This window comes from Photobacterium indicum (assembly GCF_003026215.1).
In the GTDB taxonomy this organism is placed as follows: Bacteria; Pseudomonadota; Gammaproteobacteria; order Enterobacterales; family Vibrionaceae; genus Photobacterium; species Photobacterium indicum.
The window spans coordinates 399,624-413,408 of the sequence record NZ_PYOC01000001.1; the positions used below are offsets into that span (position 1 = coordinate 399,624).

Genomic DNA, 13,785 nt, shown 5'->3' on the forward strand with positions numbered 1-13,785 from the left:
TTATTGGTTGTAATCTAACGTTTTAATGGTAATTGTGTAGCCAAATTGATGGTTGATAAAGGTAATATCACCATCAAGGTGCTGTGGTGACTGATAGCTAATATCAGCGACAACAATACCGTTATCATCAATGAGCTGGCGGTGTTGTGCCGTTTCTATTAGCTGCCATCCCACATCTTCTAGTGGCTTATGCCATGCATCTAACGGCCATAGAGTCAGCATTAAGTTAAACAATACTTGCTCAGGCTTGGGCAGCGTATCCCCTAATCCTGGTAAGACACTGGCTTCAATCGTCTGGTTTTCATAGGTTAAGCTCAGAATACGAGATCCCCACGATGAAAAGCCAGCCAGTGCCAACTTCTGACTATCGACTTGCAGTTGCACGGGTAGCTGGTGGGTTTGTTCTGCCCACTGAGCGGTGATCAATTGGCTTGCGGTTAATGAATGCCCTAATTGGGCCGCTGTCGGTAATGTGACCAAGGTATCGGGTGCAATACTAACTTGATTGGCTTGTTGTTCAGGCTTCATCGCACAACCGCTGAAGGTGAATACCAACATGGCTAATGCGAATGGCTTGAATGGCATTTTCTGCACGATTGAACGTTGGGTTATGGGGAACATTATTCATTCACCTCATTGTGTCGAGTATTATTAGTCTGTTTATCGTGAACCGACATGGATTGAACTGACATAGACAAAGGGGCGAGTAACCACGCCACGATAATGCCGGTAAGCACGGTAATGCCAAAACTGTGTATCGCTTGGGTCGCACTCAAGGCCAATAAGCCAAATGATAATAGTGTCGTTGCTGCTGATAGGCTGATTGCCAGAAATGTACTTTGGGTCGAAACTGATTCCGAGTTGCCTTCAGCGTTATCATCAATAGCATGATCCTGCTCAGCAAAGAATAGGGTGTAATCTATCCCAATCCCCAAAATTAATATTAGCGCGAGCAAGTTAAATAAGTTTAACGGTACACCAGTAATTGTTGTGACGGCTATGCCTACACAGCCAGCAATAACTGGCGGTAAAATAAGTAAAACGCCCTTCTTCATGCCATAGCGCCAAGCAAGCAATGCCCAAATTACCAATGTTGCACCAATCAGTAATTCTGTCACTCGTACTCGGTATTCACCAAATAGTAGGGAGATCTCATCCGCTTTATCAAGGTAGCTTATATTAGGCTGCTGACTTGCGAACTGTTGAATAATCTTGGGTTGGTGTACATCGCTCAACATAATGATGGCAGATTGTATGCCTTGTAACTTACCCAGCCACATAAAGCGCAATGGGTCAGCAACGGGGGACGCCAGAAAATCATCAATGGTTAGAGGAGTAAATGTTTGTTCAAATGCTACAGGTGCATTGAGTTTTAACTGCTGTGTTAATGCATCGCCTTGCTGCTGATAAAGCTGTTTTACTAAGGCGAAATTATCGCGTTGAGTATTTTCAGACGGCAGGTACTGGCTAATGCTTTGGTATCCACCCAATGCACCTTGCTGTTGGTACGTATCAAGCTGCTGTGCCACTTGCTGTAATTGGTTTAGCAGATCTTGTTCGTCGGCTGCTTTTACTAACAACATTTGCTGGCTACTACTTACGCCGGTGATGGCTTTAATCGTTGCTTCTTGTTGTTTCAAATCAGACGGTAGTGCCTGTAGTTGGCGAATATCATCGTTGTAATCGGCATGATAAACACCAGCCAAGGCTGCGAGGAATATGATCGAAGGGAAAGCAACACGAATAACCGGTTTTTGCCATAAATCTAACCATGCTGTCATTGTGAGCATGAAGGGCAAAGTACCGCGCTGTTGGCTAGGTTTACGCGCTAAAATCGGATACCAGCATACGACTGTTGCGTAAGCCGCGGTTAAGCCAATGGCAGAGAATAAAGATAATTGCTGCAAGCCAGGGAAAGGTGCGATAAGCATACCAAGGTAGCCAATTAAACTGGTAATAAGCCCCAAAGTGATAGCTGCAAAAATATGATGTAAACCTTGTTGTGCATTCCATTTATTGCCTGCCGCTAAACGGTCTGTAAGGAAATGGAATGCGTAATCGATAGATACGCCAATTAAGCTGGCACCGAATACCAAGCTGAACAGATGGACTTTACCGAAAATAGCGACGGTTAATACAAATGCTGACAGTAACCCACAGCTAATAGACAGTAAGGCAAGAGCGATAGGTAAAGCGCTGCGATATACCGCCAATAGTAAGACGATAACGCCAAGCAGCGAGCCTAGCCCTATGGTACTTATTTCACTCTTAGCGCTTTCAGTGCCGTGTGCTGCATAGAAGATCACCCCTGTGTGCAGTACGTCGACATTATATTGCTGACGAATATTATTTTCTAACGTGGTGAGTGCAGGCAACTGGCGTTGAAGACTTAAGCTATAGGCTGAATCTGATAAATCGGCAGTAATTAATATGTAATCTTTGCCTTGATAATCCGTTGTTAAAAAGCCATCGGTTAATTGAAAGTTGCCTGATTGCTTCGTTAGCTGAGAAAGAAAATCACGAAAGAGCAGAAACGGATCACTGCGCAGTTCATTGCCAGTTACCCCTGAAAATGGGTTATAAAGCGCTTGAAGAACCTGCTGGTTTTGCAGCTCAGGGGTATGTTGCAAGCGTGTTTGTTGTTCTGACGTCAGTAGTTGAAAGCGTTTAGGGAAATATAACTCACCCCAAGCTTGTTGTACGTTCTGATTGATTCTACCTGTGACTTTGCTGAATAGCCCCACCGTTGCTAGTTCTGTTGATAATTGCTCAGAAGCCGCTAATAACACTTGTTTATCTTGGCCTCCGATCAGAAAGATAACTTTATCGCTCATGCTATTCGCGACCTGATCAAAGGCCTCTTGTGCGATAGGATCTTGCCGATTTTCCGGTAGCAATGCCAGAATATTGGTTTCTATTGGTGACTGGCTACGCACGGTCAATTGATACCCTAAGGCACCAATAAAAACTAGAGTGATGAATAACCAAGCAAAGGCAAGTTTAGAATTGGAAGGCACGTTGTTCTTCTACAGTCAGTTCAGCAGGGGCTGTACGTTGGTTGGAAAATGTAATGTCAGTCACATCGCCACGAATTTCGGTTAACGTTAAATGGTTAATGAACGTAGCGCCATTGATCGTGATTGTCTTAAAGACAGCATTTAAAGGAGCTGCTTTAGGCGTAAGCACTAACTGCCACTCTTCTTCTTTATTAGGCTGTTGGCTTAAGGCAAGCTTAAACTGTTCAGTTAATTGGCTAGTATCGCCTTTAAATAATGACAGGAATACGTGGCTAAAATAGAACACCATCGGGTTCTCACTTGCAGAAACCACCTGTGCGTCTTGATTGCCAAATTGCTGGCTTAACTTGTCTTTGGTTAGCACTAAGGCAACGGGAAAAGGGGTAGTTTGCTGCCACAGCAACCCTTGCTTTTCTGCTAATAGAAATTGCCCTTGCGAGGTTAATGGTGCATTGAACATTTCCATTTTTCGAGTTTGTTCAAAGTCGCCACGAACAATCGGCTGATTCGATAATTTCTCTTGCAGATCAGGTAATGTAATTGCGTTTGATGAAAAACTGATAAGCCCTGCACATAGACTTAACCCAAGAGTGACGTTGTGTAATAAACGCTTAGCTGTTGTTCGTGGGGTGCGAATGTCGCCACTCGCGATATTACTCTGTGCCGGCATGCCATGTCTCCACTTTATCGGTGAATGCTTTAGGTGAAACAAAACACATCTCACCATCTTCAATACCAACTGCAACTTGCATGGTATGTGCTTTGGTCATACGTACCCCTGATTCTGCATCGTAAATAACGTAATCAACCCGCAGGCGGTTTTCCCATTCGGTCAACGTTGCAGTAATACGGATTTGATGATTAAACGGGATAGGCTTAACGTACTTAACCCGCGTATCAATGATCGGCCACATGTAACCAGAAGCCATCATGTCATGGTAGCTGTAGGCAATTTTTTCCATCAAAATACGGCGAGCTTCTTCAAAATATCGGAAGTAGTTACCGTGATAAACCACACCCATGGGATCGGCATCTTGGAAAGATGTCACCATAATGATGTCGGCATCTAGAATACGGTGTTGTTCTGTCATTTAAAAAAGCTCCGTGTTTGATCATGCATCGCTGATGGTGAGGATCAGTAAAGATCCCAATGCTGCTGTTGAATCATCTCGATGAAATGACGTAGATCCCCTTCTAGTGGGCGATCTTCAATAACAAATTCGAAATCATTAAGCACAGCTTCCGTCATGGATTTCAGCGCAGGGCTAAAGTGGTTCTCGTCGAGCTCATTATGGCGCTTGCGGATCTCTAGCGCTTGCGTTGCCGCTAATAGTGAAGCCGCTGTCACTTGCTCGGTTAATTGCAAAACACGTAAACAGTCACGAGAGGAAATGGTGCCCATGCTGACTTTGTCTTGGTTATGACATTCAGTAGAACGTGAGAACACACTGGCTGGCATGGTGTTTTTTAATGCTTCGGCTGTCCATGCGGAAATACCAATTTGTACTGCTTTAAAGCCGTGATTAATTGGTTTACGTTCGCCTTCTGCACCAGTTAGGTTAAACGGTAGTCCATTATTGAACTTGTAATCCATCAACTGCGCCATTTGACGATCCAGAAGATCGGCAATATTAGCAACGGCGGTTTTTAAAGTGTCCATTGCCATCGCGATATGACCGCCATAGAAGTGACCACCGTGTAGAACTCGCTCGTTTTCGCCATCGATAATTGGATTATCGTTGGCGCTATTAAGTTCATTTTCGATCATCTGGCGTAGCCACGGTAGGGTATCTTGCAATACACCGATCACGTGTGGAGCACAGCGTAGAGAATAACGATCTTGTAGGCGATCACTGTTGCGTGGTGGTGTATCCGCTTGAAGATCTGAACGCAACCAGCTTGCAATTTCCTGCTGGCCAGGGTGCGGTTTTACAGCAAATAATGCTTCATCAAAATGGAAGTCATTACCATGCATGCCTAAAGACACCATCGCTGTAATACGGGTTGCTAACTGAGCAAGGTATTCGGCACGTTTGTAAGCGATACAAGCTAATGCTGTCATCACTGAGGTACCGTTCATCAAGGCTAGGCCTTCTTTAGGCTTTAGCTTGATCGGTGTAATACCTAATTCGGCAAATACGTCTGCTGTTGGTCGAATCTCACCTTTGTAGATAACCTCTCGCTCGCCAATTAATACCGCAGCAACATACGATAGCGGGGTTAAATCGCCACTTGCGCCGACAGAACCTTCCTGAGGAATACGAGGTGAAATATCGTGGTTAATTAACGTTACAAGCTGATTGAGCAAATCGTGGCTCACGCCAGAAAAGCCTTGAGACAAAGAACACAAACGCGTCGCTAATACTGCACGGGCTTGCTGGTGGTCAAGATTTTCACCTAAGCCACAGCCGTGAAAACGGGTTAAGTGAAGTGGTAACTCATCAACAAGGTTGGGTGGAATCGCGACAGTGCATGAATCACCATAGCCTGTTGTTACACCATAAATAACCCCTTCTTCTTTCAAAAGGCGCTCTAGAAATGCAACGCTACGATCGATCTTCGCGGTGTATTCAGGGGTACTGTTCATGGCGGCTGGTGCGCCATTGGCGATAGACATAACATCTTCGATGGTGAGACGTTCTGCGCCAAATGTAATAGGTTGCTGAGTATTATTTGTCATTATCTTTTCCACTTAACTGCCAGAAATTAAAGAAGTTGTACCATTGTAGTGGTGCTTTCATCGTGTAGTGTTCTAAACGATTTGCATATTGATTGACCACCTGAGTAAGGGCTTCTTCACGTTGACCTCTGGGTAGTTTGATTTGTTCGTTAAAAGGTTCAAAGTAGACATCAAAGTGCGGTGTCTTTTGATTATCATCCCTAAGTCCAAATAAGAGGTAAACCGGTGCTTTTAGCACGGCAGCCAACATGAATGGACCTTGAGGAAATGGTGCTGGTTGGCCAAGAAAATCAGCCCAGACAACACGTTGTTCTTTGGTGACAGAGGTACGATCGCCAACAATGACAATCCATTCCCCTTGTTCAATTTTTTGTTGTAGTAAAATAGCAGTATCCGGTCCAAGCGTGCTGACTTGAATAAGATTGAGATCAGAATTTGGGTTAACAGCCTTCATAACGGCATTAAAACGTTCAGCATGTTCGGTAAAAACTAACGCGTTAATTTTTATATGTTTATGGCGACGGCTTAGTGCTCGGCAAAGTTCTAAATTACCCAAATGGGAGCCGACAATTACCACGCCACGCTGTTGCTCGACAATGCCGTCAAAATGTTCTTGACCATGTATGGTCAGGTTTTTCTCAGAAAAGTCGCCGCGCCATGCGGATAGTTTATCAAGCATGGTATGGCCAAAAGACAATAAATGGTTATAGCTGCTGAGCTTTGCGGGTAATGCTATATTTTGCTGTTGGGCGTGTTTTTTAAGCTGATCAAGGTATTCTTCTGATGCCTTACGTGCAGCTTTGCCCGTCAGGTAGTAATACGCCATAACTGCTTTTAATAAAAGATTAAATGCACTACGCCCCAATAACGCATATACCGCTAACAACGCTTTTATGCCAATGATCGTGCCGCGTTCAGTATGCGATGACCAGTGTTGTTGCTGGCTGGGTTTGCGTTTTAATAGCTTAGGAATTCGCGGTAACATGCCAAAGAATAAACGAGTGTGCATGGCACTGATTTTTACGTTATCCCACAATGCATCGAAGTGAGAGATCCCGCCTTCAGGATAGATCACCTTGGTATCGATAAAGCGGATATCACAATCGTCCCAATACATGCGTACCATTATTTCGGTATCGAAATCCATGCGCTTACCAATATTATTACGTTCTAATATTTTGATAGTACGACCAATAGGGTAAGAGCGAAAACCGCACATACTGTCTTTGATGGTGAAAGAAAGTGTCTCAATCCATACCCAAATATGAGTAGCGTAACGACCATATAAGCGTGATTTAGGCACCGATTCGTCATATACCGGCTGACCAGAAATAAGCGCTGTAAGATGTGCTTTTGATTCTGTAACGAGTTTGGGTAAAGCGTCTAAATTGTGCTGCCCGTCTGCGTCTATTTGAATTGCATGGCTAAAACACTGCTTATACGCTTGATAGACCCCTGCGGTAACAGCACTACCTTTTCCTTGATTCTCTGAAAGCGTGATAACAGTGACGTTGTCACGCTTTGATTGCTCACACAAGATGGTTTTGGTGCTTTCTTCGCTACCATCGTCAACTACGATAATAGGGAAGCCATAAGGTTCAAGCGAGTCAATAACAGCAGGTACTGTTTCACCATGGTTATAACAAGGTATCAGAAAACAAGGATGGAAGGTTGTCATTACTTGGCATCCAATTTAATACGACCAGAAGAGTGGGTGCCTTTATCTGATGTATAAACGAAATGTAATTTCTGTTTTTCATCTGACCATGTTAACGATAATTCGACGGTACTATCGGGTAAAATAGGCTCTTGAAACTTCACCACTTCCATCCCAGCAAAAAGAGGGTTGGCATGAAGTAATGTTTGACCATAATGCATAGCCCAGTCGATTTGCGTAACACCTGGTAGTAAAGGGTGAGATGAAAAGTGACCTTGAAAGTCCAATATATCAGCATCAGCTTTTAGCGTGAGCACGGCGCTATTGTCTGAAATGCGTTGAGCAATAATTGTAGGCTTACGTTTTATCATGATGATCTTATCTATCGTGTTGATTTTAATCGATGAACAATTGTTCTAAGTCTCGTACTAAACGCTTACCTTGGCTATTTAGCGGGATTTCATCAACAGTTCGGTAGCGGCGGGGCACGCCAACAGGTTCTACTGACTGCCGTAAGGCTTGGCGTAATGTTAGCCAAAACTTTCCTTTGCCTAATTCATCAATGGTTTTCTTACCATTTTCAGACAATGTAATAACGGCAGCCAGAATTAAGCGGTTGGTTTCTTCCAGTGGCAATACAGCCGCTTCTTCAATCCAATCTAGCTCGCATAAACGACGCTCTACTTCGGTTAAAGAAATACGTTTTTCTTCTATTTTTACAATACGATCGGCTCGCCCTTTTAGCATAAAGGTACGCTCACTTAAGCATGCGCACTGATCGCTGGTTTGATACCAATTGTTAGGGTCGATAAAAGGCGATAATAAACGTAAGCAGCCTTCAGCATTTAACATCATATTAATTGCTGGAAATAGTAACCAAGGGGTAGTGGCATCTTGTTGTTGTCGGTAACCAATTCCACCAGTTTCAGTGCTGCCAAAGACTTCAAAAGGGCGTTGTTCAAACAGATTATGGCTGTGTTGTGCAGCATCCAATGACAGTGGGCCACCGGAAGAAAAAATTGCACGATACGGCTTAGACATATGTTCTTCAGTGAGCCGTTTTAACAACGCAGGGCTGCTAATTAGAGTGGTGTCTTGGTTTGCGTGTGCAATGACTTGTTCTGGGTAAATAACATTTAAGCGTTCAAATGCACGACCAGAACATAATGGCCATAAAACACGAAATAATAAGCCATAGATATGCTGATGCGATACGGTACTGGTAATGGTTGAGTTTGAAAGCTTTTCACCCCAAACCGCATCAAGTTGTTCAATTTCAGCATCGAGTAACGCAAGCGTTTTGTCTATTGCCTTAGGGGTGCCGTTTGACCCTGAAGTAAATAGCGTTAAACAAATAGTATTAAGAAGTAATGATGTAAATGGGGGGCTATTTGTTGTTTGAGAGTCACTCATCGCAATGAGCGATGCTGCATCTACGGTGAATAGTTCGATGTCTGTGGTACTAAGATCGGCCACGCCATCGTGTAAAACGGCATCAAAGTGTGGTGCTAGTTCAGCTAAAGCTGCTGGCTGGTAGTTTCCTGGTAAAATGATGTGGCGATTAGCGTGTGCGGCAGCCATAAAGGCGACCGCAAAAAAATAGCTATCGTCAAAGCAAATAGCCCAACGTTGGTGTTTACTGGCGGTAAGTTGCTGGGTTAATACATTTACATCTGAGCGGAATTGTGACCATAATACGTTACCGAGGGCTGTACGGTTAGATGCCGTGTTTTCAGAATCAGTGCAATTTAATGGAGCGATAACTACTGGTTGCGTATCGGGCCAAGGTTGAACCATCAAGTTAGTCAGTGATTTTAAGGTCATAACGACTTCTGTTTCTTTCATGGTGCTTTATTGTTCCTGCTTTCTTTTAACCCATTGACGAACAAACCATTCACCAATAAATAAGCTACCGGCAAATAAGTAGCTGATGAGTCCGTTGTACAGGGTCCAGACTTCTAACGTCATAAAGCATGTTGTTAATGCAATTGAACCGTTGATGATAAAAAAAACACACCAAACTTTGGTTACAGTACGGGTATAACGAATACCACTAGCTGGTAATTCAGGTTCTTGTAAGCGCGCAAAGCGTTCAATCAGTGTTTGCTTTTGCCATAAACTGGCACTGAACAAACCTAGCATTAAGGTATTAACGATAACGGGATAGAAGGTAAACCATCCTTCCTGCTTAAACAGGCTGCCAAGTAAAGCCAGCACGATACCAGCGCCACCACTAAGCCAAGCAATGTATTTTAGTTCGGGTAAGCGAGTTTGATTACCAGCAATGATCCGCAGCAAAAATAGCACCACTAGCAATCCAGCAACGGCACCGAGCCCCCAACGACTAAGCCCGTAGTATACGGCTAATGGATAAGCTAACAGTGCAATTGCTGACAGTATTGTCAGCCAGCGCATTATTCAGCCTTTAGTAGTTCAACGACAGCATCTACAATGTCATCAACGGTGCGAACTGCTTTAAATTCGTCAGGTTTAATTTTCTTACCCGTTAAATTTTGTAGGTGAACAACAAGATCAACGGCATCAATGCTGTCTAAATCAAGCTCTTGATAAAGTTGTGCTTCAGGTTTGATGTCATCAACATCAATCTCAAATAGTTCAACCAATGCATCACGTACTTGGTTGAAAACTTCGTTACGGTTTACTTCTGTCATAATGTATACGCTTTTTCTGTGCCCACAAATGTTGGCATTACTTATGGCTAGATATAATGTTTAGTTAGGCTTTGTTCTTTGAAATATAACCCGCAAGGTTAGCAACAGATGCAAAGTGCTCGCGTGTATTGGTATCGTCTGCATCGATAATAATGTTGTATTTTTTCTTGATGGCTAAGCCAAGTTCTAATGCATCAATTGAATCGAGCCCTAAACCGTCACCAAAAAGAGGTGCATCCGTTTCAATATCATCAATCGTGATATCTTCAAGGTTAAGCGCTTCAATGATGAGTTCTTTTAATTCGATCTGTAATTGTTCCACTTGTGGCCTACTTATTCTATTTGAGTGCTTATTGTTATTCTGAAGGTGGAAAAAGCACCGTAGCAAGATGATGGTTAACATGTCTTGCTGCCGATGTTGCTGAATCAGCCTCACAGATAAAAGGTGTAACGGGTATCTTACCTTTCACTTCCACGTGAAAAAAGGGTTTAGTATCCGGTACCTGGTACCATTTCTTCTCTTTTGTCAAAAAACTGGGCGTAACTGTAATATGGATGACGCGTAAGTCTGCTTTTGTTCTGACTGCAATTTGTGCAGCCCCACGTTGAAGTTTAGATGTTTTGTTTGGTGTCGTACGTGTACCTTCAGGAAATACGAGTAATACGTTTCCACTTTTTAAGCGTTGATTACAGTCTTCAATTAAGCTTTCTGGATCTCGATTTGGTATATATCCTGCTGCCTTTACAATGCCTTTTATAAACGGATTGTGCCAAATGCTGGCTTTAACTAAACAATCGCACTGTGGTAGGCACGAGGCAATAAGAACGTAATCAATCAGACTTGGGTGATTGGCAACAATTAAGCAATTACGATCTTGTTGTAGTGTTTCTACGCCAGTAAGTTTGTAATCTATAGCGCCGAACAAACGCATTGTTCGGCAAAAAAAAGCAAAGGACTGCTGAATAATCGACTGTACACGCATTTCGCGTTGATGCTGATTGTTAGTCGATATTGCTATGATCGGAAAAACGATAAAGGTAAGACAAAGCGCCCCTAAACCAAAAATAGAAAAACACAAACCAGTAGCAAATACTCGCCACAACTTGTTGATGTTCTGTTTGACTGTAAGAGGCTGATATTCCATCGTTCTAACGCTTCCAATGCCAGAGTGTGCGGGGTGCTGCAATCGTCCACTCTTGTTTACCGCTAAGTAAGTTAGCGATTACATTCAGTGTTTGTGGGTATTGCTGTTTTGACTCTTGTACGTTTTTATTTTTGAGCCCAGCTTCCCAAGCTAACTGATAGCCATCTCCACTCGAAAGAATCATACCCAAGGCATAACCATGGTATGCAGGCGTATTTAGCTCTGCGGAATCAAATTCTTGATAAGGATCAGGAAGAGGCTCATCGAAATCAACCACCAACACTTTATGTTCAGGGTTATCACTTAGATAAGCAGCACTTTCAATTAAAGCAGCGTGAAGCGTATTCTCGCAAGCACCTATTGAGGTAACCGGAATCGCCTGCTTTGTTGCTATCGTGTATAAACCTGCAGCCGTATTGTGTACAGACTGAGAGAATGCAATCGGTGAGGCATCTTCACCCACTAAGATATCTTGCATCAACTTGACTGTTCTTGTGAGTTCGCCGTGGCGGCTGGCAAAAACAATATAGTCAATTTTATGGTTTTCCGTTAATGCGAGTGCTGTTTGCATGGCAAGTTTACTTAAAGAGCTCATTCGACGACGCATCATCGGCGGTATCAAATGATGAGGTACAGGCGTTAGTGGTTCTGGCCACTGCTTTTGATTGCTAGCCCATTCTTGCCACGCATTAAGATCCGACAACCCCGGAGATAGCGCGATAAAATTAATTACATTGAAATGTACACTGTTCATTTTTGGTATTGTATACTCGTTGACTTGTTAGTTCCATCAGAAATATTTATGATTTCATCATTAATGGTTCTTTGTGTGAATTCATTATTGTGATTATTTACTTATTTACAATACAAAAACACTCATAAGTGCCCATTTATTAAGAAAAAGGAGAAACAATGAAACTATTAAAAGGTCTGACCATTGCTGTAATGTTATTGGCGGTTTCAGGTTGTGGACGAGTACAGCCAATCCATAATGTAGAGAATACCCCAGTTGCTTATAATCTTCAAATTTCGCAGGTAAAACAAGCAATTATGGAGTCTGGCATGAACCGTGGCTGGATAATGACTGAAACTAAACCCGGAACTATTCGTGGTGAATATTCTACGCGTTCTCATGTTGCAGTCATTGATGTGGAATACAGCAATAAAACCTACTCAATTAACTATGTTAGTTCAGAGAACCTTAATTATAACGACGGTGAAATACACCGTAACTATAACCGCTGGGTAAATAACTTAGATGTAGATATTAAGAAAAAACTGGCTATGCTAGCGCTTTAATTATTAAAATCATTTAAGGGCTTATATCGTAATAGCTACGTCACATTATATTCATTTGGTTGATTATAATATGACATGTTGGTTGTGGAATTCAGAAATGCGCCATATTTTTGTCTCTGAACAACATGGCATTATGATAAGTTATTAAAACTTATACCCAAGCTACCTCAAGGTGCTGGATTCATCTTGAGGTAACTTGGGTATACATACTTTACTTTTCGCTTTCATATTGGATTTGTCTGTGACTTTATATCAAAACGACCCATTTAATGCACTAGATGCAAAAACAGAAGCTCAAAAATTGGCTTTTGCTCCTATCGTTTTTCATACCGCAAGAACACTACGTGATTTAGGTATTCTTGCTGCATTAGATCAAGCGGGTAAGCAAGGGCTCAATGCGGTTGATATCGCAGCAAAAACCAATGTGAGTGAATATGGTGTAAAGGTCTTACTTGATATGGCATTGAGTGCGCATATTGTTACGTGGGATAAACCTAATTATGTTTTGGCGAATCTAGGCTATTTCTTAGCGAATGATGGGATGACTCGTGCCAATATGGATTTCACTGCGGATGTTTGTTACGCCGCAATGATGCATTTGACCGAAGCGATAGAAGAGGGGACGCCTGCTGGTTTGAAAGAGCTGGGTGATTGGACAACCATCTACGAAGGTTTGTCTCAGTTGCCAGAAAAAGCGAAAGAGAGTTGGTTTAATTTCGATCACTTTTATTCAGATCGTTCTTTCCCTGTTTTACTCGAACGTGTGTTTGAGGGTAAACCCAAACGATTATTTGATATTGGCGGCAATACGGGTAAGTGGGCATTGCAATGCTGTAATCATAACCCTGATGTTGAAGTGACCATTATTGATTTGCCTCAGCAGATTGAAATGGCATTAAAGAATGCGGATGAAAATGGTTTTTCAGAACGTATAAAAGGTTATCCAACTAACATGTTGGATGCTTCTAATTCACTACCTACGGGTGCTGATGTGTGGTGGATGAGCCAGTTCTTAGACTGTTTTTCACCAATGGAAATACTCAGTATTCTACGTCGTGTACGTGCTGCTATGTCTGATAATGCGACTGTCTATATTCTTGAGTTATTCTGGGATTCGCAACGCTATGATGCCGCTGCATACAGCTTAAATGCCACTTCGTTGTATTTTACATGTCTTGCGAATGGCAACAGCCGTTTTTATCGAAGTGATGATTTTTTAGAAATTGTAAAAGAGGCGGGCTTTGTGGTTGCGACACGTACTGACGATATTGGTCTTGGTCATACTTTATTAGAACTAAAAGCGGGCTAATTCTAG

General features: G+C 42.6%; 15 protein-coding genes. 2 read left to right on the forward strand and 13 right to left on the reverse strand.

Annotated elements, in window-relative coordinates; genetic code table 11:
* The 13 genes from C9J47_RS01695 to C9J47_RS01755 all read right to left on the reverse strand — a co-directional run bounded on the left by C9J47_RS01695 (position 1) and on the right by C9J47_RS01755 (position 11,925).
* Positions 1-621, reverse strand: coding sequence for a DUF3261 domain-containing protein (locus C9J47_RS01695; protein WP_425440586.1), 621 nt, complete (start codon positions 619-621; stop codon positions 1-3).
* A complete protein-coding gene (locus C9J47_RS01700; RefSeq protein ID WP_107251955.1) occupies positions 621-3,017 on the reverse strand; it encodes an MMPL family transporter in 2,397 nt (798 codons plus the stop codon). The genes C9J47_RS01695 and C9J47_RS01700 overlap by 1 nt, the downstream gene beginning before the upstream one ends.
* Entirely contained in the window at positions 3,001-3,687 is a 687-nt protein-coding gene (locus tag C9J47_RS01705; RefSeq protein ID WP_107251956.1) for a LolA family protein, read from the reverse strand. Before C9J47_RS01705 ends, C9J47_RS01700 begins: the two co-directional genes overlap by 17 nt.
* Complete coding sequence (locus C9J47_RS01710; RefSeq protein WP_006228771.1) at positions 3,671-4,108, reverse strand: acyl-CoA thioesterase; 438 nt, start codon at positions 4,106-4,108, stop codon at positions 3,671-3,673. Before C9J47_RS01710 ends, C9J47_RS01705 begins: the two co-directional genes overlap by 17 nt.
* A 44-nt stretch (positions 4,109-4,152) precedes the next feature.
* Positions 4,153-5,697, reverse strand: coding sequence for an HAL/PAL/TAL family ammonia-lyase (locus tag C9J47_RS01715; RefSeq protein WP_107251957.1), 1,545 nt, complete (start codon positions 5,695-5,697; stop codon positions 4,153-4,155).
* Positions 5,687-7,375: a glycosyltransferase family 2 protein gene (locus tag C9J47_RS01720; protein WP_107251958.1), complete on the reverse strand. Its 1,689-nt coding sequence runs from the start codon at positions 7,373-7,375 to the stop codon at positions 5,687-5,689. Before C9J47_RS01720 ends, C9J47_RS01715 begins: the two co-directional genes overlap by 11 nt.
* Entirely contained in the window at positions 7,375-7,725 is a 351-nt protein-coding gene (locus tag C9J47_RS01725; protein ID WP_006228774.1) for an ApeI family dehydratase, read from the reverse strand. Before C9J47_RS01725 ends, C9J47_RS01720 begins: the two co-directional genes overlap by 1 nt.
* A 25-nt stretch (positions 7,726-7,750) precedes the next feature.
* On the reverse strand, positions 7,751-9,199 hold the full coding sequence (locus tag C9J47_RS01730; RefSeq protein ID WP_107251959.1) for an AMP-binding protein: 1,449 nt from the start codon (positions 9,197-9,199) through the stop codon (positions 7,751-7,753).
* Positions 9,200-9,205: 6 nt separating this feature from the next.
* Positions 9,206-9,769, reverse strand: a complete 564-nt coding sequence (locus tag C9J47_RS01735) for a COG4648 family protein (RefSeq protein ID WP_006228776.1) — start codon at positions 9,767-9,769, stop codon at positions 9,206-9,208.
* Positions 9,769-10,026: an acyl carrier protein gene (locus C9J47_RS01740; protein ID WP_006228777.1), complete on the reverse strand. Its 258-nt coding sequence runs from the start codon at positions 10,024-10,026 to the stop codon at positions 9,769-9,771. The genes C9J47_RS01735 and C9J47_RS01740 overlap by 1 nt, the downstream gene beginning before the upstream one ends.
* 64 nt (positions 10,027-10,090) lie before the next feature.
* Positions 10,091-10,348: a phosphopantetheine-binding protein gene (locus tag C9J47_RS01745; protein WP_107251960.1), complete on the reverse strand. Its 258-nt coding sequence runs from the start codon at positions 10,346-10,348 to the stop codon at positions 10,091-10,093.
* Between the two features lie 34 nt (positions 10,349-10,382).
* On the reverse strand, positions 10,383-11,171 hold the full coding sequence (locus C9J47_RS01750; RefSeq protein WP_107251961.1) for a lysophospholipid acyltransferase family protein: 789 nt from the start codon (positions 11,169-11,171) through the stop codon (positions 10,383-10,385).
* Positions 11,172-11,175: 4 nt separating this feature from the next.
* Positions 11,176-11,925 (reverse strand): beta-ketoacyl synthase chain length factor, encoded by a 750-nt coding sequence (locus tag C9J47_RS01755; protein WP_107251962.1) that lies wholly within the window; start codon positions 11,923-11,925, stop codon positions 11,176-11,178.
* 158 nt (positions 11,926-12,083) lie between these two features.
* Between C9J47_RS01755 and C9J47_RS01760 the strand changes: the two genes are divergently transcribed.
* Both C9J47_RS01760 and C9J47_RS01765 read left to right on the forward strand, forming a co-directional pair.
* Complete coding sequence (locus C9J47_RS01760) at positions 12,084-12,470, forward strand: hypothetical protein (protein WP_107251963.1); 387 nt, start codon at positions 12,084-12,086, stop codon at positions 12,468-12,470.
* Positions 12,471-12,711: 241 nt separating this feature from the next.
* Positions 12,712-13,779 (forward strand): methyltransferase, encoded by a 1,068-nt coding sequence (locus C9J47_RS01765; RefSeq protein WP_107251964.1) that lies wholly within the window; start codon positions 12,712-12,714, stop codon positions 13,777-13,779.
* Positions 13,780-13,785 lie beyond the last annotated feature (6 nt).

What these genes read in the sequence shown, in the direction of transcription:
- C9J47_RS01710 (WP_006228771.1), bottom strand. Translation starts at nt 4,108, where the DNA reads ATGACAGAACAACACCGTATTCTAGATGCCGACATCATTATGGTGACA.
- C9J47_RS01735 (WP_006228776.1), bottom strand. Translation starts at nt 9,769, where the DNA reads ATGCGCTGGCTGACAATACTGTCAGCAATTGCACTGTTAGCTTATCCA.
- C9J47_RS01740 (WP_006228777.1), bottom strand. Translation starts at nt 10,026, where the DNA reads ATGACAGAAGTAAACCGTAACGAAGTTTTCAACCAAGTACGTGATGCA.
- C9J47_RS01695 (WP_425440586.1), bottom strand. Translation starts at nt 621, where the DNA reads ATGTTCCCCATAACCCAACGTTCAATCGTGCAGAAAATGCCATTCAAG.
- C9J47_RS01715 (WP_107251957.1), bottom strand. Translation starts at nt 5,697, where the DNA reads ATGACAAATAATACTCAGCAACCTATTACATTTGGCGCAGAACGTCTC.
- C9J47_RS01750 (WP_107251961.1), bottom strand. Translation starts at nt 11,171, where the DNA reads ATGGAATATCAGCCTCTTACAGTCAAACAGAACATCAACAAGTTGTGG.
- C9J47_RS01730 (WP_107251959.1), bottom strand. Translation starts at nt 9,199, where the DNA reads ATGAAAGAAACAGAAGTCGTTATGACCTTAAAATCACTGACTAACTTG.
- C9J47_RS01720 (WP_107251958.1), bottom strand. Translation starts at nt 7,375, where the DNA reads ATGACAACCTTCCATCCTTGTTTTCTGATACCTTGTTATAACCATGGT.
- C9J47_RS01725 (WP_006228774.1), bottom strand. Translation starts at nt 7,725, where the DNA reads ATGATAAAACGTAAGCCTACAATTATTGCTCAACGCATTTCAGACAAT.
- C9J47_RS01760 (WP_107251963.1), top strand. Translation starts at nt 12,084, where the DNA reads ATGAAACTATTAAAAGGTCTGACCATTGCTGTAATGTTATTGGCGGTT.
- C9J47_RS01755 (WP_107251962.1), bottom strand. Translation starts at nt 11,925, where the DNA reads ATGAACAGTGTACATTTCAATGTAATTAATTTTATCGCGCTATCTCCG.
- C9J47_RS01705 (WP_107251956.1), bottom strand. Translation starts at nt 3,687, where the DNA reads ATGCCGGCACAGAGTAATATCGCGAGTGGCGACATTCGCACCCCACGA.